At 69.8% G+C, this 22,377-nt stretch carries 22 protein-coding genes; 13 read left to right on the forward strand and 9 right to left on the reverse strand.

Annotated features, from left to right (window positions below; translation table 11 throughout):
- The first annotated feature begins 1 nt into the window (after position 1).
- Positions 2–1,291 (forward strand): ABC transporter substrate-binding protein, encoded by a 1,290-nt coding sequence (locus tag FCN18_RS01155; RefSeq protein ID WP_137092830.1) that lies wholly within the window; start codon positions 2–4, stop codon positions 1,289–1,291.
- Positions 1,292–1,367: 76 nt separating this feature from the next.
- Here the strand turns inward: FCN18_RS01155 and FCN18_RS01160 are convergent, their stop codons facing one another.
- Together FCN18_RS01160 and FCN18_RS01165 are read right to left on the reverse strand one after the other, a co-directional pair.
- The gene (locus FCN18_RS01160) at positions 1,368–2,639 is read right to left on the reverse strand and encodes an aminotransferase family protein (protein ID WP_228713554.1); all 1,272 of its coding nucleotides are present in this window, start codon (positions 2,637–2,639) and stop codon (positions 1,368–1,370) included.
- Between the two features lie 14 nt (positions 2,640–2,653).
- Positions 2,654–4,063 (reverse strand): M20/M25/M40 family metallo-hydrolase, encoded by a 1,410-nt coding sequence (locus FCN18_RS01165; protein ID WP_137092832.1) that lies wholly within the window; start codon positions 4,061–4,063, stop codon positions 2,654–2,656.
- A gap of 366 nt (positions 4,064–4,429) precedes the next feature.
- Here FCN18_RS01165 and pdhA point away from each other — a divergent pair, with 366 nt between their 5' ends.
- Genes pdhA through FCN18_RS01180 form a run of 3 tightly spaced genes read left to right on the forward strand, consistent with a single transcriptional unit; the run spans position 4,430 to position 8,014 of the window.
- Entirely contained in the window at positions 4,430–5,647 is a 1,218-nt protein-coding gene (pdhA, locus tag FCN18_RS01170) for a pyruvate dehydrogenase (acetyl-transferring) E1 component subunit alpha (RefSeq protein WP_112265680.1), read from the forward strand.
- Positions 5,647–6,675, forward strand: coding sequence for an alpha-ketoacid dehydrogenase subunit beta (locus tag FCN18_RS01175; protein ID WP_137092834.1), 1,029 nt, complete (start codon positions 5,647–5,649; stop codon positions 6,673–6,675). The genes pdhA and FCN18_RS01175 overlap by 1 nt, the downstream gene beginning before the upstream one ends.
- A 10-nt stretch (positions 6,676–6,685) precedes the next feature.
- Positions 6,686–8,014: a dihydrolipoamide acetyltransferase family protein gene (locus tag FCN18_RS01180; RefSeq protein ID WP_112265684.1), complete on the forward strand. Its 1,329-nt coding sequence runs from the start codon at positions 6,686–6,688 to the stop codon at positions 8,012–8,014.
- Between the two features lie 20 nt (positions 8,015–8,034).
- Here FCN18_RS01180 and FCN18_RS01185 read toward each other — a convergent pair whose 3' ends face one another.
- Positions 8,035–9,429 carry a pentapeptide repeat-containing protein gene (locus FCN18_RS01185; protein ID WP_137092836.1) on the reverse strand — a complete coding sequence of 465 codons (1,395 nt, stop codon included), beginning with the start codon at positions 9,427–9,429 and terminating at the stop codon, positions 8,035–8,037.
- A gap of 68 nt (positions 9,430–9,497) precedes the next feature.
- On the opposite strand from FCN18_RS01185, the gene FCN18_RS01190 reads away from it, so the two are divergent.
- Positions 9,498–9,956, forward strand: a complete 459-nt coding sequence (locus FCN18_RS01190; RefSeq protein WP_113641094.1) for an FxsA family protein — start codon at positions 9,498–9,500, stop codon at positions 9,954–9,956.
- A gap of 1 nt (position 9,957) precedes the next feature.
- Here FCN18_RS01190 and FCN18_RS01195 read toward each other — a convergent pair whose 3' ends face one another.
- A complete protein-coding gene (locus tag FCN18_RS01195; protein ID WP_228713556.1) occupies positions 9,958–10,515 on the reverse strand; it encodes an SCP2 sterol-binding domain-containing protein in 558 nt (185 codons plus the stop codon).
- Between the two features lie 88 nt (positions 10,516–10,603).
- On the opposite strand from FCN18_RS01195, the gene FCN18_RS01200 reads away from it, so the two are divergent.
- Positions 10,604–11,263, forward strand: a complete 660-nt coding sequence (locus tag FCN18_RS01200; RefSeq protein WP_112265690.1) for a TetR/AcrR family transcriptional regulator — start codon at positions 10,604–10,606, stop codon at positions 11,261–11,263.
- On the opposite strand, the gene FCN18_RS01205 is transcribed toward FCN18_RS01200, so the two are convergent.
- Together FCN18_RS01205 and FCN18_RS01210 are read right to left on the reverse strand one after the other, a co-directional pair.
- Positions 11,250–12,095, reverse strand: coding sequence for a MaoC family dehydratase (locus FCN18_RS01205; RefSeq protein ID WP_112265692.1), 846 nt, complete (start codon positions 12,093–12,095; stop codon positions 11,250–11,252). The genes FCN18_RS01200 and FCN18_RS01205 overlap by 14 nt on opposite strands.
- A gap of 1 nt (position 12,096) precedes the next feature.
- Positions 12,097–13,440: a 3-oxoacyl-ACP reductase gene (locus tag FCN18_RS01210; RefSeq protein WP_112265694.1), complete on the reverse strand. Its 1,344-nt coding sequence runs from the start codon at positions 13,438–13,440 to the stop codon at positions 12,097–12,099.
- A 98-nt stretch (positions 13,441–13,538) separates the two neighbouring features.
- On the opposite strand from FCN18_RS01210, the gene FCN18_RS01215 reads away from it, so the two are divergent.
- Genes FCN18_RS01215 through FCN18_RS01225 form a run of 3 tightly spaced genes read left to right on the forward strand, consistent with a single transcriptional unit; the run spans position 13,539 to position 16,716 of the window.
- Positions 13,539–14,876, forward strand: a complete 1,338-nt coding sequence (locus FCN18_RS01215) for an acetyl-CoA C-acetyltransferase (protein WP_137092838.1) — start codon at positions 13,539–13,541, stop codon at positions 14,874–14,876.
- 56 nt (positions 14,877–14,932) lie between these two features.
- Positions 14,933–15,904 carry an ATP-binding cassette domain-containing protein gene (locus FCN18_RS01220; protein WP_112265698.1) on the forward strand — a complete coding sequence of 324 codons (972 nt, stop codon included), beginning with the start codon at positions 14,933–14,935 and terminating at the stop codon, positions 15,902–15,904.
- On the forward strand, positions 15,901–16,716 hold the full coding sequence (locus FCN18_RS01225) for an ABC transporter permease (RefSeq protein WP_112265700.1): 816 nt from the start codon (positions 15,901–15,903) through the stop codon (positions 16,714–16,716). Before FCN18_RS01220 ends, FCN18_RS01225 begins: the two co-directional genes overlap by 4 nt.
- 64 nt (positions 16,717–16,780) lie before the next feature.
- On the opposite strand, the gene FCN18_RS01230 is transcribed toward FCN18_RS01225, so the two are convergent.
- On the reverse strand, positions 16,781–17,365 hold the full coding sequence (locus tag FCN18_RS01230) for a DoxX family protein (protein ID WP_112265702.1): 585 nt from the start codon (positions 17,363–17,365) through the stop codon (positions 16,781–16,783).
- A gap of 100 nt (positions 17,366–17,465) precedes the next feature.
- Positions 17,466–18,509, reverse strand: coding sequence for a glycerophosphodiester phosphodiesterase family protein (locus FCN18_RS01235; RefSeq protein ID WP_137093314.1), 1,044 nt, complete (start codon positions 18,507–18,509; stop codon positions 17,466–17,468).
- 129 nt (positions 18,510–18,638) lie between these two features.
- Here FCN18_RS01235 and FCN18_RS01240 point away from each other — a divergent pair, with 129 nt between their 5' ends.
- From FCN18_RS01240 to FCN18_RS01245, 3 genes are all read left to right on the forward strand, one after another.
- Positions 18,639–19,835: an ATP-binding protein gene (locus tag FCN18_RS01240; RefSeq protein ID WP_112265707.1), complete on the forward strand. Its 1,197-nt coding sequence runs from the start codon at positions 18,639–18,641 to the stop codon at positions 19,833–19,835.
- Positions 19,836–20,043: 208 nt separating this feature from the next.
- Positions 20,044–20,205, forward strand: a complete 162-nt coding sequence (locus FCN18_RS39430) for a hypothetical protein (protein ID WP_170200489.1) — start codon at positions 20,044–20,046, stop codon at positions 20,203–20,205.
- A 173-nt stretch (positions 20,206–20,378) separates the two neighbouring features.
- Positions 20,379–21,311, forward strand: coding sequence for a bifunctional helix-turn-helix transcriptional regulator/GNAT family N-acetyltransferase (locus FCN18_RS01245; RefSeq protein ID WP_137092840.1), 933 nt, complete (start codon positions 20,379–20,381; stop codon positions 21,309–21,311).
- 51 nt (positions 21,312–21,362) lie between these two features.
- On the opposite strand, the gene FCN18_RS01250 is transcribed toward FCN18_RS01245, so the two are convergent.
- Positions 21,363–21,929 carry a peroxidase-related enzyme gene (locus FCN18_RS01250; protein ID WP_112265710.1) on the reverse strand — a complete coding sequence of 189 codons (567 nt, stop codon included), beginning with the start codon at positions 21,927–21,929 and terminating at the stop codon, positions 21,363–21,365.
- 86 nt (positions 21,930–22,015) lie between these two features.
- On the opposite strand from FCN18_RS01250, the gene FCN18_RS01255 reads away from it, so the two are divergent.
- Complete coding sequence (locus FCN18_RS01255; RefSeq protein WP_112265712.1) at positions 22,016–22,375, forward strand: YciI family protein; 360 nt, start codon at positions 22,016–22,018, stop codon at positions 22,373–22,375.
- The last annotated feature ends 2 nt before the right edge of the window (positions 22,376–22,377 follow it).

The raw sequence follows: 22,377 nt of genomic DNA on the forward strand, positions 1-22,377 counted from the left end.
CATGTACGCGAAGCGGTGGAGATCCTGGCGATACGGGGTGGCGCTGGCTGGCACAGCGCTGCTGGTGGCCGCGTGCGGCGGTGCCGGTGACGAGGGCGATACCGGCGGCGGGCAGGCTGGCGAGCCCGCCAGCGGAGCCGGTTTCGACGGCACGACGATCAAGCTCGGCGTGCTGAGCCCGCTCTCCGGTCCCATCGCGGTGATCGGCCAGCCGTTGACCGAGGGCAACAAGGTGTGGTTCGACGCGCTCAACGCCAAGGGCGGCGTCGCGGGCAAGTACAAGGTGGAGCTGGTCCAGGAGGACACGCAGTACAAGCCCGACGTCACCGTGCAGCAGTACAACAAGGTGAAGAGCGACGTCGTCGCGTTCACCCAGGTACTCGGCACGGCGCCGACGCTCGCGGTGCTGCCGCTGCTCGACTCTGACAACATGCTCGCCGCACCGGCGTCGCTCGACGCGTTCTGGGTGCGGGAACAACACCTGCTGCCGGTGGGGGCGCCGTACCAGATCCAGGCGATCAACTCGCTGCAGCACTACCTCACGGAGGGCGGCGGCAACCGGCAGTCGCGGATCTGCACGATGGTGCAGGACGACGTCTACGGCGAGGCGGGCCAGGAGGGTGTCGACTTCGCGGCGGAGCGGCTCGGCTTCACGGTGGCCAACACCCAGAAGTTCAAGGTGGGCACCGAGAACTACGCGGGGCAGATCGGTGCGCTGGCCGCGGCCCGCTGCGAGATGGTGTTCCTGACGGCGACGCCGACCGACGCGGGCAAGATCTGGGGCACGGCGGCGCAGGCGCGGTTCGGGCCGAAGTGGTACGCGCAGTCGCCGAGTTTCGTGGGCGCGCTGGCGAAGTCGGCCGTGGCGCCGTACCTGCGGCAGTACGTGACGATCGCCGCCGAGGGCACGGAATGGGGCGACACCTCGGTGCCCGGCATGCGGCAGATGATCGACGACGTCGAGCGGTACGCGCCGCAGCAGCAGCCGGACTACTACTTCGCGTTCGGCTACAACCAGGCGCGCGCGATGACGGCGGTGCTGGAGAAGGCCGTGGAGAACGGTGACCTCTCGCGTGACGGCATCATGAAGGCCAGCGAGCAGATCGGCACGGTGTCCTTCGACGGGCTCACGGGCGACTACACCTACGGCACCGCGGCGAAGCGCAACCCGCCTCGCTCGACGACGCTGTTCTCGGTGGACCCGAGCAAGCCCTTCGGCCTGGCCACGCTGAAGTACAACTTCACCTCCGACGCGGCCAAGCAGTTCGAGTTCCAAAAAGCCAACCCCTAGCCCACTAGCCCACCTGCCCCCAAGGCCACCTTTGTTGCGTTCAACGCACCAAAGGTGGCCTTGGGGGGCAGTTCGCTCACGCGGTGAGGGCTCCGTTGATGCCGGCTTCGATCGTGTCGGCCAGCAGGGTCAGCTCGGCTTCGGTGATCGTGAGCGGTGGGGAGACCACCAGCGTGTTGCCGCACAGCACACGCACGATCGCCCCGCGCTCACGGATCGCCTTCTGCGTGCGCGTGATCAGGCCCCTGTCGCCCGCGAGGACAGCGGCGTCGATCTCCACGGCGCCGATCAGCCCGGTGCCGCCGCGCACCTCGGCCACCGCCGGGTGGTCCGCCAGCCGGAGCAACGCGTCGTGCAGCGGTTTCTCCAGCTCCCGCGAGCGCGCCAGCAGGTTCTCCCGCTCCAGGATGTCCAGGTTCGCCAGTGCCGCCGCGGCCACGCTCGGGTGCCCCGAGTACGTCGGCCCGTGCATGAACGCGGCGCCCGGCGCCTCCCAGAAGACGTCCGACACCCTTGCCGAGACGGCGACCCCGCCCAGCGGCAGGTACCCGCTCGTGACGCCCTTGGCGAAGGTGATCATGTCCGGCCGCAGGCCCCAGCGCTCGACCCCGAACCAGCCGCCGAGCCTGCCGAAGCCGCCGATCACCGAGTCGGCGATGAACAGCACGTCGTGCTCTGCGCAGATCTTCGCCACCGCCTCCAGGTAGCCGGGTTCCGGCGGCCGAGCCCCACCCGCGCCGATCACGGGCTCCGCGAAGAAGGCGGCCACCTTCTCCGGGCCGATGCGCTCGATCGCCGCCCGCAGCTCCTCGGCGTCGTCGTAGGCGACGCGTGTGGCCTCGGCGACGAGCGGGCCGAAGCCGTCGCGGTTGCCCTCGATGCCCGCGATGCTGGTGCCGAGGCCGTTCGTGCCGTGGTAGGACTGCCGCCTGCTGATCAGGTGGGTCCGCTCGGGCTCACCCCGGCGCGCCCAGTACAGCCGCGCGAGCTTGGCCGCGGTGTCGATGGACTCGCCGCCGCCCGTGGTCAGGAAGATCTTCGCCTCGTCCATGGGCGCGAGGCCGGACAGCCGCCGCGCGAGCTCCTCTGCGGGCTCGTTGGAGTAGTCGTTGAACGTGAAGTAGTTGTCGAGCCGTCGCATCTGCGCGGCGACGGCGTCGACGATCTCCGTGCGCCCGTGCCCCACGTTGCAGTACCAGAGCCCCGCGGTGCCGTCGAGGTATCGCTTGCCGTCGCGGTCGTAGAGCCACACGCCCTCGGCGCGGTCCACGACGAACTTGTCGTCCTTGACCTCCGCCATGTTGGCGAAGGGGTGCCACAGCCGCGACTGCGCCGATCCGGTTGCCATCCCTCTCCTTTCGTTCAGGCCGTCGCGTGCGCGTGCAGGATGCGCGCCACGGCCTCGGTCACCCGCTCGGTCTGCTCGAGGTGCAGCCACTCGTCGGGCACGTGCGCGTTGTTCCCGGGGCCTCGCGGCCCGGTGACGACGAACTGCGCGTCGGGGTAGGCCCGCCCGAACAGGCCGAGGAACGGGATGGTGCCACCGAGCCCGAGCGCCCGCCAGGGCTTGCCGAAGACGTCGGCGCTCACTTCGTCCAATGTGGACTCCAGCCACGGCGCCCTCGGCGTGGCGTTCCAGCCATCGGCGGCCTCGGCCCTCGCCAGCTCCACCTGCGCGCCGAATGGTACGTCCGTGGTGAGCGCCTTCTCGATGGCCTGCAGCGCCGACCCGGCGTCGACGGTGGGCGGCAGGCGGAAGCTCAGCTTGAGGCTCGTGTACGGCCTCAGCACGTTGCCCGCGTCGAGGATCGGCGGGAGCCCGTCGGCCCCGGTGATCGAGAGCGTGGTGCGCCAGGTGTTGTTGAGCACCAGCTCGACGGGGTCGTCGGTGACGTAGCGGACCCCGTCGGCGAGCGGCAGCTGCGGCGCGAGGAACCCCTCCTCGGCGGCGACCCTGATCTCGGCGAGCCGGTCGGCGGGCACCGCCACCTCGAGTTCGGGCAACTTCATCCGGCCCGTGCGCGGGTCCTCGATGCGGTCGAGCAGCTCCCGCAGCACGCGGAAGCTGCTGGGCACGAGCCCGCTGCCGTGCCCGGAGTGCACCCCTGAGGTGAGGACGCGGACGGTGAGGTCGAGGAAAGCGATACCGCGCAGCGACGTGGCGAGCCAGAGCCGCTCGTAGTCGGCGCCCGAGGTGTCGAGACACACCACGAGGCCGACGCGACCGAGCCGCCCGGCGAGGTGTTCGAGGTAGGCGGCGAGGTCGGGGCTGCCCGACTCTTCGCCGGTCTCCAGCAGAACCACCGTGCGCGCGTGCCTGCCGCCCGCCGCGTGCAGCGCCTCCAGCGCCGTGGCCGCCGCGTACCCGGCGTAGCCGTCGTCGCCCGCGCCGCGGCCGTAGAGCTTCTCGTCCTTCACCACGGGCGTCCACGGCCCGAGTCCAGGCGACCACGTTCCCGCCGCGGGCTGCTTGTCGAGGTGGCCGTAGACGACCACGGTCTCCGGGTTGGTGGCCGCGCGCGCCGGAACGTCGAGCAGGAGCACCGGGGTACGCCCCGGTAGCTCCACGACCTCGGCCTTCGCTCCGGCGATGGGCCGCTCGGCGAGGTAGGCCCGCAGATGTTCGACGGCGGCGTGGAGATGGCCGGTTCTCGGCCAGTCGGCGTCGAAGGCCGGGGAGAGCGCCGGGATGGCGACGAACTCGGAGAGGCCGGCCAGTGCCTCTCGCGCCCACAGGTTCCTTACCGTCTCCCGCACCAGTCGCTCGTCCATGCCCCTGATCGTGGCACGAAAGCTTTGTGGCACACGTCACAGTGGGTGTACCGGCTGGTATTGCCACGCCACCGGCGAACGGCCGGGTCTCCGGCGAAGGGCTGGTTAACGCCCGTTCGCACCACCGAATTTCGGCGGGCACATGGTCGGTCTTCCAAGCGTTTCCGCAGCTCAACAGCAGATTCGGGGCAACGAAACGGACTCGGGGCCTCTCCAGAACCGGCCGGTTCGTGCCAGGATGACGACGTGAACCGTCACCGCCGACGGATACCTGAGCGCTCGGACCCGAGACGCGAACGGTGGCCGCCGGTGCGCCGTAGCGACCGCCACAAGCGGCTGCGCGGCACGATCCCAAGGAGATAGCGCATGCCGTCCCCCGAACAGTGGACGCGCCCGGAGCCTGGCGCCGGACCGGCCGCGACAGCGGCGGAACCGACCCCAGAACAGGTGATTGCGGGTTTGCGAGCAACTACAGAAGGCGGTGCTGAGCTCACTCAGCTCCTGACTCCCGAAGGTGAGCGCGTCTCGTCGGCGATGTTCGACCCCTATGTCGCCGACATCGACGCCGAGGCACTGCGCGGGCTCTACCGCGACATGGTGCTGGTCCGCCGCGCCGACCGGGAAGCGAACGCGATGCAGCGCCAGGGCCAGCTGGGCATCTGGGTTCCGCTGCTCGGGCAGGAAGCCGCACAGGTCGGCTCCGGCCGCGCGCTCAAGCCGCGCGACATGGCGTTCCCCAGCTACCGCGAGCACGGCGTCGCCTACACGCGCGGCGTCGACTTCCGCGAGCTGCTGGGCATCTTCCGGTGCACTGACCACGGCGGCTGGGACTTCCAGCAGCACCGCTTCCATCCGTACACGATCGTCATCGGCAACCAGGTCCTCAACGCCGCCGGCTACGCGATGGGCCAGAAGTTCGACGGCAAGGTGGGCGGAGCCGACGCGGACGAGACCGCCGAGGCCACCATCTGCTACTTCGGCGACGGAGCCACCAGCCAGGGCGACGTGCACGAGGGCTTCGTGTGGGCCGCGGTCTACGACGCGCCGCTCGTGTTCTTCTGCCAGAACAACCAGTGGGCCATCTCCGAGCCGACGGAGCGCCAGTCGCGACTGCCGCTCTACCAGCGCGCGCGGGGCTACGGCTTCCCCGGCATCCGCGTCGACGGCAACGACGTGCTCGGCTGCCTCGCCGTCACCCGCTGGGCGCTCGAGGAGTGCAGGCACGGCAACGGTCCGGTGCTGATCGAGGCGTTCACCTACCGCATGGACGCCCACACCACCACCGACGACCCCACGCGCTACCGGCTCTCCGACGAGCTCGAGGTGTGGAAGCACAAGGACCCCATCGAGCGGGTCCGCGTGCACCTGGCGCGCACGGGCAGCGCCGACCAGGAGTTCTTCGACGAGGTACAGGCCGAGGCCGACCGGTTCGCCGCCGAGCTGCGCGACTACTGCTTCAACATGCCGGAACCGCCGCCGGAGCGGGTCTTCGCCAACGTGTACGCGGAGCCCTCGCCGGTGCTTGAGGCCCAGCGCGAGGAGTACCTCTCCTACCTCGCGGGCTTCGGGGCGGGTGAGCACTGATGGCGGCTCCCGTGAAATCCACAGTAGACACTCCGACGTCGAGCGTGCAGAACCTCACGATCGGAAAGGCGCTCAACCTCGGCCTGCGCAGGGCGATGGAGGCCGACGACAAGGTCATCGTCATGGGCGAGGACGTCGGCAAGCTCGGCGGCGTCTTCCGCATCACCGATGGCCTGCAGAAGGACTTCGGCGAACACCGGGTGCTGGACACGCCGCTCGCCGAGTCCGGGATCATCGGCACCGCGGTCGGCCTCGCGGTGCGCGGCTACCGGCCGGTGTGCGAGATCCAGTTCGAGGGGTTCATCTTCCCCGGCTTCGACCAGATCTCCAGCCAGGTCGCGAAGCTGCACTACCGCACACAGGGCAAGGTCAAGGTCCCCATCGTCATCCGGGTGCCGTTCGGCGGCGGGATCGGCGCTGTCGAGCACCACTCCGAGTCGCCGGAGTCGTTGTTCAGCCACATCGCGGGGCTGAAGGTCGTCTCGTGCTCGAACCCGGTGGACGCGTACTGGATGATCCAGCAGGCCATCTCCGCCGACGACCCCGTGCTGTTCTTCGAGCCGAAGCGGCTCTACCACTCGGGTGCGCTCAAGGCGCCGGTCGAGACCGCCGCCACGCCCGACCCGCTGTTCGCCTCACGGGTGCTGCGCCGCGGTGACGCGGCCACCCTGGTGGCCTACGGGCCTTCGGTGAAGGTGTGCCTCGACGCCGCGACCGCGGCCGAGGAGGAGGGCCGGTCGCTGGAGGTCATCGACCTGCGCACGCTCTCGCCCCTCGACCTCGAGCCGGTGTTCGAGTCGGTGCGCCGCACCGGACGGCTCATCACGGTGAGCGAGGCATCAGCCGAGTCGTCGCTGACCTCGGAGATCGCCGCCCGCGTCCAGCAGGAGTGCTTCTACTCGCTGGAGGCGCCGGTGCTGCGCGTGACCGGGTTCGACACGCCGTACCCGCCGTCGAAGCTGGAGGAGCATTTCCTCCCGGACCTCGACCGGGTGCTGCACGCCGTCGACCGCGCGCTGGACTGGTGAGGGGGAGGGTATGCCCGAGTACAAGCAGTTCCCCCTTGCCGACACCGCGGAAGGGCTGACGGAGGCGGAGATCCTCGGCTGGCGCGTGAAGCCCGGCGACGAGGTGCAGGTCAACCAGATCGTCGTGGAGATCGAGACGGCGAAGGCCGCTGTCGAGCTGCCGATCCCGTGGGCCGGTGTGGTCACCGAGCTGCTCGTGGAGCCGGGGCAGACGGTGGAGGTCGGCACGCCGATTCTCACGGTCGACGTCGACCCGCACGGCGCCGAGGCGCCCGCCGCGGCCGCCAACGGGTCCGCGCCCGCACCGCGGCAGGCCGCCGAGGAGGAGATGAAGCCCCTCGTCGGCTACGGCTCGAAGAACGTGGTCGCCAAGCGCCGCCCGCGCAAGGCAGCCGCGTCCGAGCCCACGGCGGTCGAGCCGGCACCGGTCGAGGCCCCACCGGTGGAAGCCGTGAACGGAGCCGCGGCACCGCCTCGCGGCGGGTACGTCCCCCTCGCGAAGCCGCCCGTGCGCAAGCTCGCCAAGGAACTGGGCGTCGACCTGCGCGAGCTCGTCGGCTCTGCCGAGGGCGGCGTGATCACGCGCGAGGACGTGCGGCGGGCGGCGGAGCCCTCGGCACCGGAGCCGGTGCCGACCGGGGACCGGGAGCGGAGGGTGCCCATCAAGGGCGTCCGCAAGGCCACCGCGCAGGCGATGGTCGCGAGCGCGTTCACGGCCCCGCATGTCACGGAGTTCCTCACCGTCGACGTCACGCCGATGATGGAGCTGCGGGAGAAGCTCAAGACGAGCCCGGCGTTCGCGGGCGTCAAGCTCACGCCGCTCGCGTTCGCCGCCAAGGCCGTGTGCCTCGCCGCGCGCAGGACACCGGACGTCAACGCGGTGTGGGACGGCGAAGCTGGCGAGATCGTCTACAAGGACTACGTGCACCTCGGGATCGCCGCGGCCACCCCGCGCGGGCTCGTGGTGCCGAAGATCCGGGACGCCGACGCGATGTCGCTGGTGGAGCTGGCCAGGGCACTCGACGAGCTGACCGCCACGGCAAGGGACGGCAAGACGCCGCCGGAGGCGATGGTGAACGGCACGTTCACGATCACCAACGTGGGCGTGTTCGGCGTCGACACCGGCACGCCGATCATCAACCCCGGCGAGTCGGCCATCCTGGCGGTCGGCGCCATCCGCGACATGCCGTGGGTGGTGGACGGCGAGCTGGCCGTGCGCAAGGTGATGCAGCTGTCGCTGAGCTTCGACCACCGGGTGATCGACGGTCAGCAGGGCTCGCAGTTCCTCGCCGACGTCGGCGCGCTGCTCGCCGATCCGGCCGTGGCGATCACCTACTAGGCCCCGATGCCGCGGCCCGCCTACGGGTGGGCCGCGGCGTCCGGGTGCCGCCTGCGTACGTGCGCCTCGGGTAGATCCGTGTCGACAAGTTCCACCTCGCGGGCGTTGAGCCAGGGACGCAGCCTCTCTGTGGGCCCCGCGGGCAGCCCCAGCTCACACGCCTCGAAGCGGGTGTCGATGAGCCACAGGTACGACGGCGCCCAGTGCAGGTCCCGCAGCTCGACGGAGCAGCGCTCGAAGCCGCAGCCTTCGACCACCACCTGCCCCATGCTGGTCTGGTTCAACCCGAAGGTGCCGCCGAAGTCCTCGAATTCGTAGTCCAGCGAGAGGTCCAGCCGGGAGTCGGCGAACTCGCACCGGTCGAACCGCAACGTCCCCGCCTTGACCAGCGCTCCCGAGAAGTCCAGCTGCTGCTGGTCGAACCTGGTGCGGTAGAAGTCGATGCACTGCCCGTGCAACTCCATGCGCCAGAAGTCGATGACCTTGCCGCCGAACTCCACGCCGACGAACTCCGCTCGCGCTTTCCCGAAGTAGGCGGAGCGAAAACTCGTCCGTTCCGAGGAGAACGTGGTGCCGTGACAGCTCAGCAGCCCGTTGAAGGTCGTCTTCTCGAACGACGTGAGCGCGCCGGTGAAGCTCGCCCGGTCGAACGTCACGTCGCCGCTGAACGTGAGGCCGCTGAAGTCCGCGTCGACGAAGGTGACGCCCGTGAAGTCGAGGGCGACGCCGCCCCACCGCGCCAGCCGGTCGCGGATCACGCGCAGCACGGTGTCGCGGACCTCCCGTTCGGACTCGGCGTTCTCGTCCTCCGCCAGCCGCAGGTAGCCGCACAGGACGTCGACGCACACCTGTCGCTGGTCGGTCCAGTCGTCGGCGAGGCCGGCCATTGCGTAGATGCCCGCGATGCGAACGGCGGCGTTCTCGTGGGCGAGTTGTTCGGCTGCGGAGCCGAAGCGTTCGTTGAAGGCCTGCGTCTGCTCGCGGTCGCCCCGCTCGACCTCCAGGTCGTGCTGGGCCTCCGCCACCCGCTGCTTGCGCAGGTTGAGAGCGAGCAGCACCACCCCGCCGAAGCCGGCGACCACCGCGAGCGCGATCTTGAGCAGCTCCAGGGTCTGCGCGACCCCGAACTCGCTCGCGGCGGGGAACCGGGGCCAGCCGAGCAGCCACAGCAGCCCGGCCGCGGTGCCGCTCGCCACGAGCACGGCCACGAGGAGCCAGCCGAGCACCGACGCCGCGATGCCCGAAGGCACGAGCTTCGAGAGCCGTTCGAGCACGCGTGCCAGGGCGAACAGCACCGCCCAGGGCCGAGACCACCGGCCGCGCTTCGCGCCGACCCTGATGATCATCAGCGCCGCCACGATCAGCGCGCCGACCACCACGAAGCGCAGCACGTCCCAGGTGAAGATCCCGCTCACGAGGGGTGACGTTATCCATTCAGCGCGCAGCGCGGGAGCAAAAGGGCCGACTCACGCGTTGTCCGGGTATGGCCGTCGTGTTCTTGCTGTACCTGGTCGCCGAGGTGGCCGCCGTGTGGGCGGTCGCTTCGCTGATCGGGTTCCTGCCCACGCTCGGTGTGCTGCTGGCCGGGGCCTTCCTCGGCTCGTGGCTCGCCCGCCGCGAGGGGGGCAAGGCAGCACGCGCGTTCATGGCCACCGCGCGGTCGGGGCGGTCCCCGCACGCCGAGGTCACCAACGGCATGCTCGTGGGCCTCGGCGGGCTGCTGATCCTGATCCCGGGCTTCGTGAGCGACGTCTTCGGCCTGCTGTTGCTGCTGCCGCCGACGCGTGCGGTGGTGCGCAAGGCGTGGGTGCGCCGCATCGAGAAGCGCGCTCCGCTCGGCTACCCGGCGCAGGGCCGGGTGATCGTGGTCGACAGCGAGGTCGTCGGCGACAACAAGGGCGACCAGGACCCGCCGCCGCGCATGATCATCGACTCGCAGTGACCTACGCGCCCTTGGGTATGTCGAAGTAGCTGCTGAACCGCACCGCCGGCGCGTACTCGCCCTTCACCTTGACCTTGCCGGTCACGAACATCGTGGCCACGGCGGCGTTGCCCGTCGCCATCCTGATGAAATCCTCCACGGCCACCGTGATCGTCGTGTCCGCGGTCCGGGCGCAGTCGGCGCTCGAAACGCACCGGCCGTCCTCGATCACCGTCTGGAACCGGTCGAAATCCTCGGAGCCGTCCGGAAAGCGCCAGCCGACCACGATGCTCAGGTGCTGAGCCTTCTGCGGCAGGAAATGATCGGACATTCGCCTGAAGATCTCGTCGAGAAAAACCGCGCGCAATTCCGGGTGCTGCGCGATTCCTTTGATCTGTTCTTTCGAGGCCCGGCCGACGATTCCGGCGAGCACCTCCGTGGACAACGACGTGAGCGACACCCCCGCGCCCGCCGTGTCCAACATGTGGAGGGTTTCGAGCAGCTGAACGAACTGCTCGGTGCTCAGCGCCCGCACGTCGATGCTGCGAGCGAAGTCGTCCAGGACGCTTTCCGAGGACACGGCGTAAGGTTACTCAGCGGTAGATAAGGCGGCAAACCGAGCGGAACCTCCCTGCCGGGTAGCGTTTCCGGGAGGACAGGAGGTTCTGGTGACCGAGGACGTAAGACGCTCGCCCGAACGGGCTAAACGGCTACCCCGAGCGGTGCGGGAGAAGCAGATTCTCGACGCCGCGGTGGCGGTGTTCTCGCGTCACGGCTATCACTCCGCGTCAATGGACGAGATCTCCGACGTCGCGGGCGTGTCCAAGCCGATGATCTACAGCTATCTCGGCGCCAAGGAGGACCTGTTCATCCACTGCATCCGCCGCGAGGCGGGCAGGCTGCTGCAGGCCGTGCAGACCGGCATCAAACCGGACGTCCCGCCGGACATGCAGCTGTGGCACGGGCTGCGCTCGTTCTACGGGTTCGTCGCCGAGTACCGCGAGTCATGGACGGTGCTGCACCGGCAGGCACTGACCGTGGGCGGCCCGTTCGCGGGTGAGGTCGACGCGCTGCGCAGCAAGGCGATCGAGCTGGTGTCCGGGCTCGTCGTTTCCGCTGGCGCCCGCAAGGGGCTCGCCGAGCAGGCCGAGTTCTCCGGCGAGGGGCTCGCCGCCGCGCTCGTCGGCGCCGCCGAGTCGCTCGCCGACTGGTGGCTCGACCACTCCGACGTCTCCGACGGGGTGCTCGCGTCGTGGCTGATGAACCTGATCTGGCTCGGCTTCAACGACCTGGTCGAGGGCGAGGTCTGGCGGCCTACCGAGTCGTGATCGTGCCCTCGAGATGGGGCTTTGGCTTGCGCGCGTTCCACAACTCCAGGGCCCACCCCTCATCGGTCCGCCAGGTCGTGAACGCGACCTTCGCGGGCAGCAGCACGGGCAGCTTGAACCGCACGTCGACGGTGTAGGCGCCGGGCAGCCTGCCCTCGAACGCGGCGAGGCTGCGGGCCTTGGTCCACATGCCGTGCGCGATCGCCGACGGGAAGCCGAACAGCTTCGCCGTGAGCCGATACAGGTGGATCGGGTTGCGATCGCCCGACACCTCGGCGTAGCGGCGCCCGATATCGGACGGCACGTGCCAGATCGCGTCCGCCGACGGCGCCGCGAGCTGCTCCTTCCTGCCGCCCGAACCGGACCCGCCGCCCCGCCGCAGGTACGTGCTCACGTCGGTCCACACCGTCTCGCCGCCCGCGATCGCCTCGCTGACGACGTCGAACTGCCTGCCCTTCTCGTGCGGGCGCAGGTGCTCCGCCCGCACCCGCAGCGTCAGTTCCTCGCCGATGCGCACCGGGCGGTGCTGGGTGATGCGGTTGGCCACATGCACCATGCCCAGCAGCGGGAACGGGAACTCCTGCTCCGACATCAGCGCCACCTGCAACGGGAAAGCGAGGATGTGCGGATAGGTGGCCGGCAGCTCGTCGGTGAGCCGGAAGCCGCACACCTGGTTGTACGCGGCGACGTGCGCCGGGTCGGCGACCACGCCCGCGCGCACGTACTCGATCTCCGGCAGGGTCTCGCCACCCGCCTTGCGCAGGCCGCCGACCACCGCCTTCGGGTACAGCTTCGACAGGCTCGGCGCCTCGGTGAGCTCCTTGACCGTCATGTCACGCCCCCAGGAACGCCTGGCCGCACACGCGCACGACGTTGCCGTTGACCGCCGAGGAGCCGGGGTTGGCGTACCAGGCGATGGTTTCGGCGACGTCCACGGGAAGGCCGCCCTGGGCGAGGCTCGACAGCCGCCGCCCGACCTCGCGGATCACCACCGGAACCGCCGCGGTCATCTGCGTCTCGATGAAACCGGGGGCGACGGCGTTGATCGTGCCGCCGTACTCGGCGAGCCTCGGCGTGCCGTCGTGGACCATCCCGATCACCCCCGCCTTGCTGGTGGCGTAGTTGGTCTGGCCGAGGTTGCCCGCGATGCCCGCGATCGAGGAGACGCCGATGATGCGGCCGTTCTCCTTGAGTACCTTCTCGGCGAGCAGCGTGTCGTTGACGGCGAGCTGGGCCACGAGGTTGACGTTCAGCACGGCGTCCCACGCGCTGTCGCTGAGGTTGCCGAGCGTCTTGTCCCTGGTGATGCCCGCGTTGTGGACGACGACGTCGACGCCGCCGTGGCGCTGGGTGAGGTACTCGGCGAGCTTGGCGGGCGCGTCGACGGCGGTGATGTCGAGTTGCAGCGCCGAGCCGCCGATCCTGTTGGCGACGGAGGAGAGGTCGCCGCCCTGCGCGGGGATGTCGAGCGCCACCACGTGCGCGCCGTCGCGCGCGAGCACCTCGGCGATCGCGGCGCCGATGCCCCGCGAGGCGCCCGTCACCAGCGCGACCTTGCCGGCAAGGGGCTCCTCCCAGCTCTCCGGCGCCCGCGCCGTGGTGACGCCGCCCGTGCCGATCCGGATCACCTGGCCGTCGACGAACGCCGACTTCGCGGAGAGCAGGAACCGCAGAGTCGACTCGGTCGCGTCCTCGGCTCCCTCGCCGACGTAGACGAGCTGCGCCGTGGCACCGCGCTTGAGCTCCTTGCCGACGGAGCGGGTGAACCCTTCGAGCGCGCGCTGCGCGATGTGCTCGCGGCCCTGCGCCTGCTCGGGCGGGGTGCCGAGCACCACGACGCGCCCGTTGGCGGCGATGCGGCGGATCACCGGGTGGAAGAAGCGGTGCAGCTCGCGCAGCGCTGCGGGCTCGGTGATGCCCGTGGCGTCGAAGACCAGCGCGCCGTAGCGCACGTCGTCGGCCGCGGCGGTGTGGACGTCCAGCCCGATCGCGCCGAGCTGGGTGGTGAGTACCTTCTCGAGCCTGCCACCGGGCGCGCTGCCGAGAAGTGCGGGACCATCGAGAGCGGGCTGTCCCGGCCGGTAGCGACGCAGGGTCGGTGGGTTCGGCAGGCCGAGCCTCGGCACCACGAACTTCCCGACCGGTGTCCTGGTGAACCGCTGATACCTGTCAGCCATCGGATTGCCTCCCGTGCCGATTGTGCACCGCCAGCCTAACCTACTCGCGAGTAGGTTACACTCGCCAGTGGGTGCGTGAACGCTGACCAGGAGGAGCCATGACCTCAGCGCAGAAGCCGGAGAAGGCACGCAGGACGAGCACCGGCAGCAGGCGAAGCAAGGCACAGACAGTGCGCAAGGTCGCGATCATCGGAGCCAACCGGATTCCGTTCGCCCGCTCCAACGGTCCCTACGCGAACGCGTCGAACCAGGACATGCTCACCGCGGCCATCGACGGGCTGGTCAGCCGCTTCTCCCTGCAGGACGAGCGGCTCGGCGAGGTCGCGGCCGGCGCGGTGCTCAAGCACTCGCGCGACTTCAACCTCGCCAGGGAGTGCGTGCTCGGCAGCAGGCTCTCGCCCGCCACGCCGGCCTCCGACGTGCAGATGGCCTGCGGCACGGGCCTGCAGGCGATCGTCAACGTCGCCAACAAGATCGCGCTGGGGCAGCTCGACTCGGCCATCGCGGGCGGCGTCGACACCACGAGCGACGCCCCGCTCGCCGTCAACGACAGCCTCCGCAGGCTGCTGGTGCGGCTCAACGCGGCCAGGTCGCTCGGCGACCGCCTCAAGCTCCTCGCCAAGATCCGGCCGGGCCACATCGTGCCGGAGATCCCGCGCAACGCGGAACCGCGCACGGGCCTGTCGATGGGCGAGCACGCGTCCCTCACCGCCAACACGTGGGAGGTCACGCGCGAGGAGCAGGACGAGCTCGCGGCGACCAGCCACCAACAGCTCGCCGCAGCCTACGAACGCGGGTTCTTCGACGACCTCGTCACGCCGTACCTCGGCCTCACCCGCGACCAGAACCTGCGCCCCGACTCGACCCCGGAGAAACTCGCCAAGCTCAAGCCCGTCTACGGCGGGCCGGAAGGCACGATGACGGCGGGCAACTCGACGCCGCTCACCGACGGCGCCTCGACGGTGCTGCTCGCGACCGAGGAGTGGGCCAAGGAGCACAACCTGCCGGTGCAGGCGTACCTGACCTTCTCGCAGACGGCGGCAGTCGACTACGTCCACGGCGAGGAGGGCCTGCTCATGGCGCCCGCGTACGCCGTGCCCCGGCTGCTCGACCGCGCCGGGCTCACGCTCGGCGACTTCGACTTCTACGAGATCCACGAGGCGTTCGCCTCGCAGGTACTCGCCACGCTCAAGGCTTGGGAGGACCCGACGTTCGCCAAGGAACGACTCGGCCGCGACGAGCCGCTCGGCTCCATCGACCGCGACAAGCTCAACGTCAACGGTTCCTCGCTCGCCGCGGGACACCCGTTCGCTGCGACCGGGGGCCGGATCGTCGGCACGCTCGCGAAACTGTTGCAGGAGAAGGGATCCGGCCGGGGCCTCATCTCGATCTGCGCGGCGGGGGGCCAGGGGATCACGGCGATTCTGGAAAGGTAGTTCGCGCACGGCGGAATCGCACGACTTTTGTCGGGGGGCGCTCCTAGTCTGGCGTGATGTCCGACACCGACAAGGGAGTCGCGGTCAGGGCACGCGGCCTCGTCAAGCACTACGGCACCACCCGGGCACTCGACGGCGTGGACCTGGAGATCCCCACCGGGCAGGTACTCGGCCTCCTCGGGCCGAACGGCGCGGGCAAGACGACCACGGTCCGCATCCTCACCACCCTGCTGCTGCCCGACTCGGGTGAGGCCGAGGTGGCCGGGCATGACGTGCTGACCGACCCCGACGGCGTGCGGCGCTCGATCGGGCTCTCCGGCCAGTACGCGGCGGTGGACGAGAACCTCACCGGCTTCGAGAACCTCTACCTGGTCGCCCGGCTCTACGGGCAGCGCAAACCGCAGGCGCGCAAGCGCTCGCGCGAGCTGCTCGCCCGATTCCGCCTCGACGAGGCCGCCGACCGGCCCGCGAAGGGCTACTCGGGCGGCATGCGGCGCAGGCTCGACCTCGCGGGCGCGCTCGTGGCCGAGCCGAGCGTCGTGGTGCTCGACGAGCCCACCACCGGGCTCGACCCGCGCGGCCGGATCGAGATGTGGGAGGTCATCGAACAGCTCGTCGCCACCGGCGCCACCGTGCTGCTCACCACGCAGTACCTGGAGGAGGCCGACCGGCTGGCCGACTCCGTGGTGGTGATCGACCGGGGCAAAGTCATCGCCAGGGGCACCCCCGACGAGCTCAAGAACCAGATCGGCGGCGAACGGCTCGAACTCGTCGTGGCCGCCGCCGAGGAGGTGCCGCTCGCCGTGCGCGTACTCGCCGAGGTCGGCAGCGGTGAGCCCGCGGCCGACGAACGCTCGCGCCGCGTCGAGGTCCTGGTGGACACCGGCACCAAGGCCTTGGTCGAGGCGCTGCGCAGGCTCGACGCGCTGGACGTGGTGGTGCAGGACGCGGCGCTGCACCGGCCGACGCTCGACGACGTGTTCCTCTCGCTCACCGGGCACGGCACGACCGAGGAGGTGCCGTCGTGACCGCTCTGGCCAAGGTGTTCTCCGACAGCGGCGTCATCACCTGGCGCAACGTGATGAACGTGCGGCGCAACCCCGAGTGGCTGCTCGGGGCCACGGTGTTCCCGATCATGTTCGTGCTGATGTTCGCCTACGTCTTCGGCGGCGCCATCGGCGGTCCCGGCGGCGACAGCGTGGAGTACCGCGAGTTCCTGATCGCGGGCATCTTCGCGCAGACCGTGGCGTTCAACTCCTCCTACACCGTCATCGGCTTCGCCAACGACCTGCAGAAGGGCATCATCGACCGGTTCCGCTCGCTGCCGATGTCGCGCTTCGCGGTGATCCTCGGGCGGACCACCGCCGACCAGGTGCTGAGCGTCGTCGTGCTGGTGGTGATGTCGACGTGCGGCCTGCTGATCGGCTGGCGGATCCGCGGCAGCGCCTTGGACGCCGTGCTCGGTTACCTGATGATCCTGCTGTTCGCGTTCGCGTTGTCGTGGGTCGGCGCCTACATCGGGCTCATCACGCCGAGCGTCGAGGTCGCCAACAGCGCGGGCCTTATCTGGATGTTCCCACTGACGTTCGTCTCCTCGGCCTTCGTGCCGCAGGAGAGCCTGCCCGGTGTGCTGGGCACGATCGCCGACTGGAACCCGTTCACGGCGGCCGTCAACGCCACACGCGACCTCTTCGGCAACGCGAGCCCGGCCGGGTGGCCACTGCCGTCGGGCTGGCCCGCCGAGAACGCGGCGCTCTACGCGATCCTCAGCTCGGTGGCGATCATCGCGATCTTCGCTCCGCTGGCCACCGCGCGGTACCGCAGGGTGGCCAGCAAATAGGTCCGCGGGCGGGCGCAGGAGGGTTCCGCCACGTCAGCCATCCCGAAACTCGCGCTGGGCGCGGTCAGCGGGAGAGCGCGGACTCGACGGCCTTGGTGGCCTTGCCGGTCGCCTTGTCGACGGCCTTCGTGGCCCTGCCGGTCGCCTTGCCCGTCCTGCGCTGCACGGTGCTCGCCGTGTCCTGCACCTGATCCACGGCCTCGTGCGCGGCCTTCTTCGCGCGCCACGCCACGGACGGCTTGCCCTCGGTGTCGGCCGCGGCGAGCAGGAGTCCGCCCGCGAGACCCGCGTTCTTGAGGAACTCGACCAGCTGCGCCTGCCGCTGCTCGGAGTCCTTCTCCTCCCAGAACGGGTGGCCGGCGACGGTCGTGGGCACGAGGCTGCCGAGCAGCATCAGTGCTGACACCCTGGGCATCCGGCCCAGCGCGAGCAGCGTCCCACCGACGATCTTCACCGCGGCATCGATCTTCACCAGGCTCACCGGATCGGTCGGCACCTGGTCGGGCAACGAGTCGGCCTGCGGCGCGACGGTCTTGTCGACCAGCGGCTTGGCTGCCTGCGCGTGGCCCTCGGCGTCCCGCAGAGCGTTGATGCCGCCGGAGATGAAGATGGAGGCGAGGAGCGGGCGCGCCACTCGACGGAGAATCATCGCGACCTTCCTTGACGAGGAGAAGCAGTGCGCCAGGAAACTACCCACTACTCGCCGTCTTCACCCATCTACGGATTTCTAGCGTCCACGCTAGAAAGGGCTAGCGAAGCGGATACGACTTCGGGAGCTTGAACCCGCGCTCCTCCGCCACCTCGCGCAGCCGGTCCGGGTAGTCGGTGATGATCCCGTCCACCCCGTCGTCGATCAGCTTGTGCATGGTTGCCTTGTCGTTGATCGTCCACGGGATCACCTTCAGCCCGGCGCGGTGCGCCTCGTCGACCAGCGCCTTCGTCGTGAAGGGGACGTAGTCGGGGTCGGTCACCGAGCCGCCCTGCGGGTTGCCGTGCACCGGGGACAGCGCGCTCGCGCCGAACGACTTCACCGCGCGCACCGGGCTCCCGCCGAAGTCGTCGATGTCGAGCCCGCCGAGCCACGGCGACTCCCCCGGCTGGCCGACCTGCAGGAACTCCGGCTGGGTCAGCGCGACCACCGGCAGCCACGGCGCCCGCTCCCGCACCAGCATGAGCGCGCCCCAGTCGAAGCTCTGGATCGAGACGTTGCGGGCGAAGCCCGAGCGGAGCACCTCCCGCACCACGCGGTCGACGAACTGCTCGCGCGGAGCGGTCTCGTGCGGCGCCGCGGCCTCGACCTTGGTCTCGATGTTGAACTCGACGTGCCACGCGCGGTGCTTGCGCACGAGCGCGAACAGCTCGGCCAGCGTCGGCATCTTCGCGCCGGGGGAGAGCTCCTGGTCGGCGTGGTTCGGCTGCCGCTGTGAGCCGCAGTCGAGCGTGCGGACCTGGGCGAACGTGAGGTCCTTGATGTACTTGCCCGCGTACGGGTACTGGGGGTCGCCCGGTGTCACCGGCGCGGTGTCGGCGCACTTCGCCGGATTGATCCTGCGGTCGTGGGTGATCACCTCGCGGCCGTCGCGGGTGATCTGGATGTCGAGCTCCAGCGTGGTGACGCCGAGCGTCAGCGCCTTGGAGAACGCGGCCAGCGTGCCCTCCACGGTGAGCCCCAACCCACCGCGGTGGGCCTGGATGTCGAAGGTCTTGTGCTTCGGCTTGGCGGTGGCGACGCCGGTGAAGGCGACTATCGCCACCAGCCCGGTCGCGAGCACCGCGAGTGTCCGTTTCGTCATGGTCACGTGGCGACGCTCGCACGCGTGGGTGACAGGCAGGCGAACCGGAGCTGTCCGCGCGGGACACGCCGATAACCGTTTCTCGCGCAATATCGGTCTCGCGCTAGAGAACCCAATAGTGTCGTAGCGATGGACCCCGTGCGGAATCCGTTCGCCCCGGGCGCAGGGCAGCGCCCACCGGAGCTCGCAGGCCGGGAGCGCGAGCTCCAGGCGTTCGAAGTGGTGCTGGAGCGAGTCGCGCGTGGCAGGCCGGAGCGCAGCCTGATGCTGACGGGACTGCGCGGCGTGGGCAAGACCGTGCTGCTGGGCGAGCTGCGCTCGATGGCGATCCGGCGTGGCTGGGGCGCGGGCAAGGTCGAGGCGCGCCCCGACGCCGAACTGCGCAGGCCGCTTTCGGCCGCGTTGCACAGAGCGATCCGTGACCTCGCCGTGCGGCACCGGGCACCCGAACGGGTGGACGAGGTGCTGGCCGTGCTCAAGGCGTTCGCGCTCAAGGCCAACAAGCCGGACGCGAAGCTGCGCGATCGCTGGCAGCCGGGCATCGACGTGCCCCCGGCGCAGGGCAGAGCCGACTCCGGCGACATCGAGATCGACCTCGTGGAGCTGTTCACCGACGTCGCCGAGCTGGCCACCGATGTCGGCACCGGGGTCGCGCTGCTGATCGACGAGATCCAGGACCTGGTGCCGCAGGACGTCTCGGCGCTGTGCGCGGCGTGCCACGAGCTGTCGCAGTCCGGCGCCCCGCTGGTGGTGGTGGGTGCGGGCCTGCCGCACGTGCCCGCCGTGCTCTCGGCATCGAAGTCGTACTCGGAGCGGCTCTTCCGCTACACGCGCATCGACCGGTTGAGCAGGGGAGACGCCGACCGGGCCGTGCTCGCACCCGTCGAGCGGGAGGAGGCGGAGATCGCCCCCAAGGCGCTCGACGAACTGTTCACGGCCTCTGGCGGCTACCCGTACTTCGTGCAGGCGTACGGCAAGGCCGCGTGGGACGCCGCGCCGTCGAACCCGATCACCGAGGAGGACGTGCGGGTCGCTGCGCCCGAGGCCGAGGCCGAACTGGCGGTGGGCTTCTTCGGCTCACGCGTCGAGCGGGCGACACCTGCCGAGCGGGAGTACCTGCGCGCGATGGCCGAGCTGACCCAGGGCCGGGACGAGAGCGCGGGGACGTCGGACGTGGCCGTCTTCCTCGGCCGCAAGCCGTCGTCGCTCTCGCCGGCGAGGGACAGCCTGATGAAGAAGGGGCTCGTCTACTCCGCGGAGCGCGGGCACATCGCCTTCACGGTGCCGCACTTCGGCCAGTACCTACTCAGCCGCGTCGACGATTGAGCCTTCTACAGCTTTCTAGCTCCGCGACTATAGAAAGGTAGACAAGGCTAGCGGTCAATCCTGATCGGAGAATGACCTCCGTCACCTACGATCTTTCGGCGAGTAAGCCATCTCACCGGATGATCGCTGGCGACTTTGTGAAAAAAGGTACATAATGGGATGCGTACCGGCCAACCGACGAGACCCCTAAGGGGATGCCGCAAAACCGATGAACAACATCGCCGCCCGCCTTCGTGCCCGCCGTGCCGAGAACCGGACCCGCCGAGCGATCAACCGCGCGATCGACAACGCCGCGACCGCGACCATGCGCCAGGAGCTCATCGCCATCGCGCAGACACGCCCCCGCTACGAGCGCTCACCGCGCGTGTGACCTGAATTACAATCAACCCAGGGTGTAACGCCGGCGAAGGCGCTGTCGATACCCCCCATGACCCCGTGATGCTGGCGGACCCCCGACCTGGCAGCATCACGGGGTTTCCATTTTTCCGGCCTCTTTTTTTGCCGTTATTATTGACATAGTCAACGAAGTTGTTGAGGTGGTCAATGAATACCGACCCGGAGCGGATCGCCGGTGTCCGCGCCTTCAACCGGCTCTACACGCGGGTGATCGGGGTCCTCGACGAGGGGCTCGTCGGGTCGGACTTCTCGCTCAGCGAGGCCCGCGTGCTCTACGAGCTCGCCCAGCAGGACGTCCACGACGTGCCGGAGCTGCGCAAGCGCCTCGATCTCGACGCGGGCTACGCCAGCAGGCTACTCGCGAAACTCGAGGGCAAGGGGCTGCTCGTGCGCGAGCGCTCCGAGAGCGACGCCCGCAGGCAGACCGTCGGCCTCACCCAACTGGGCCGCAAGACCCAGGCCACCCTGGAGCAGAACACCGACACCCAGATCGGGGAGCTGCTCGGCAGGCTCACCGAGGCCGACCAGCGCCGCCTGCTCGCCGCGATGGGCACCATCACGAGGCTGCTCGGCGAGCATCGCGCCGATCCCACACTGGTGCTACGGCCGCCGAGGGCCGGCGACTACGGCTGGGTGGTGCAGCGGCACGGCGAGCTCTACGCCCAGGAGTACGGTTTCACCGCCGGCTTCGAGGGGCTCGTTGCCGGGATCGTCGCGGAGTACGTCGGGGCCGAGGGCACCGCACGGCAGGCCGGCTGGATCGCCGAACTGGACGGCGAGCCGGTCGGATCGGTCTTCTGCGTCGAAGGCAGTGACGCGGACACGGCCAAGCTGCGCCTGCTGCTGGTGGAGCCGAGCGCGCGGGGGCACGGAGTCGGCAAGCGGCTGGTCGCCGAGTGCGTCGAGTTCGCCCGCCGCTCCGGCTACCGCTCGATGGAGCTGTGGACACAGAGCAACCTCACCGCGGCACGCGCGATCTACCGGCAAGCGGGCTTCGAACTGGAAAGCGCCGAGGAGCACCGAAGCTGGGGGCAGGACCTCGTCTCCGAGGTCTGGCGCACGAGGCTAGGGCGGGCCTGATGGCTCTTTCCGTCGCGAGCAGCGGGAAGGGAACCAGCAGGCGCGTCCGCCCTACCGGCCCAGCGTGTAGAACTCCGGGTTCGGCTTCAGCGCGGTGAGGTGGGCCAGCCGGTTCGACATCGCGAACAGCGCGGTGATCGAGCCGACGTCCCAGATCTCGTCGTCGGTCAGCCCGGCCTCACGCGCCGCCGCGAGGTGCCGCTCCCCGAACTTCGCCGAGTCGTGCGCCAGCGCGAGGGCGAGGTCGACGATCGCCCGGCCGCGTTCGTCGAGCTCCACCTGCCACGGGTTGCTGGACACGCGGTCGGCCAGCTCCGGGTCCTTCGAACGGATCCGCAGGATGGCGCCGTGGGCCACCACGCAGTACGTGCAGTGGTTGGCGCCCGACGTCGCCACCACCACGAGCTCCCGTTCCGCCTTGCTCAGTCCTTCGGCGCGGTTCATCAGCGCGTCGTGGTAGTCGAGGAACGCCCGCAGCTCGTCAGGCCTGCGCGCGAGCGCGCGGAAGATGTTCGGCACGAAGCCCGACTTCTCGGCGATCGCGCCGATGCGCTCGCGCAGGTCCTCCGGCAGCTCCTCCGGTTCGACGACGCCGAACCTGCTCACCTGCTCGCTCATGGATGTCACGCTAGCCGTGTCGATTTCCGTTGTCCTCGTTCGTCTGCCGGGTGACCGTCGACAAGCATCGAGATTGAGGAGGCACCATGCCCCGTTACGTCGGATTCATCCGCAATGCCGAGGACTCGCACGCCGGACTGAGCCCTGACGAGGCGCAGCGCACGCTCGAGGCGTACCTCGCCTGGAGCGACGACCTCGAGAAGGAGGGCAGGCTCGTCATCAGCAGCGGGCTGTCCCACAGCCAGAGCCGTGTCGTACGGGTCACCGACGGAGTGCTCGCGTCGGCCGACGGCCCGCACACCGAGGCGACCGAGGTCGTCGGCGGCTTCATCGTGATCGAGGCGGACGACCTCGACCAGGCGGAGAAGCTGTTCGGCACCCACCCGCACCTGCGGTTCGGGCCGATCGAGGTGCGCAAGCTCGGCGAGAACGGCTGCGAGGCCTGAGC

This window comes from Prauserella endophytica (assembly GCF_005146945.1).
GTDB classification, from domain to species: domain Bacteria; phylum Actinomycetota; class Actinomycetes; order Mycobacteriales; family Pseudonocardiaceae; genus Prauserella_A; species Prauserella_A endophytica.

Coding starts and splice junctions, on each gene's coding strand:
- FCN18_RS01250 (WP_112265710.1), bottom strand. CDS start 21,929: ATGAGCGAGCAGGTGAGCAGGTTCGGCGTCGTCGAACCGGAGGAGCTG.
- FCN18_RS01165 (WP_137092832.1), bottom strand. CDS start 4,063: ATGGACGAGCGACTGGTGCGGGAGACGGTAAGGAACCTGTGGGCGCGA.
- pdhA (WP_112265680.1), top strand. CDS start 4,430: ATGCCGTCCCCCGAACAGTGGACGCGCCCGGAGCCTGGCGCCGGACCG.
- FCN18_RS01220 (WP_112265698.1), top strand. CDS start 14,933: ATGTCCGACACCGACAAGGGAGTCGCGGTCAGGGCACGCGGCCTCGTC.
- FCN18_RS01205 (WP_112265692.1), bottom strand. CDS start 12,095: ATGACGGTCAAGGAGCTCACCGAGGCGCCGAGCCTGTCGAAGCTGTAC.
- FCN18_RS01190 (WP_113641094.1), top strand. CDS start 9,498: ATGGCCGTCGTGTTCTTGCTGTACCTGGTCGCCGAGGTGGCCGCCGTG.
- FCN18_RS01255 (WP_112265712.1), top strand. CDS start 22,016: ATGCCCCGTTACGTCGGATTCATCCGCAATGCCGAGGACTCGCACGCC.
- FCN18_RS01180 (WP_112265684.1), top strand. CDS start 6,686: ATGCCCGAGTACAAGCAGTTCCCCCTTGCCGACACCGCGGAAGGGCTG.
- FCN18_RS01230 (WP_112265702.1), bottom strand. CDS start 17,365: ATGATTCTCCGTCGAGTGGCGCGCCCGCTCCTCGCCTCCATCTTCATC.
- FCN18_RS01215 (WP_137092838.1), top strand. CDS start 13,539: ATGACCTCAGCGCAGAAGCCGGAGAAGGCACGCAGGACGAGCACCGGC.
- FCN18_RS01245 (WP_137092840.1), top strand. CDS start 20,379: ATGAATACCGACCCGGAGCGGATCGCCGGTGTCCGCGCCTTCAACCGG.
- FCN18_RS39430 (WP_170200489.1), top strand. CDS start 20,044: ATGAACAACATCGCCGCCCGCCTTCGTGCCCGCCGTGCCGAGAACCGG.
- FCN18_RS01240 (WP_112265707.1), top strand. CDS start 18,639: ATGGACCCCGTGCGGAATCCGTTCGCCCCGGGCGCAGGGCAGCGCCCA.
- FCN18_RS01235 (WP_137093314.1), bottom strand. CDS start 18,509: ATGACGAAACGGACACTCGCGGTGCTCGCGACCGGGCTGGTGGCGATA.
- FCN18_RS01155 (WP_137092830.1), top strand. CDS start 2: ATGTACGCGAAGCGGTGGAGATCCTGGCGATACGGGGTGGCGCTGGCT.
- FCN18_RS01175 (WP_137092834.1), top strand. CDS start 5,647: ATGGCGGCTCCCGTGAAATCCACAGTAGACACTCCGACGTCGAGCGTG.
- FCN18_RS01210 (WP_112265694.1), bottom strand. CDS start 13,440: ATGGCTGACAGGTATCAGCGGTTCACCAGGACACCGGTCGGGAAGTTC.
- FCN18_RS01160 (WP_228713554.1), bottom strand. CDS start 2,639: ATGGCAACCGGATCGGCGCAGTCGCGGCTGTGGCACCCCTTCGCCAAC.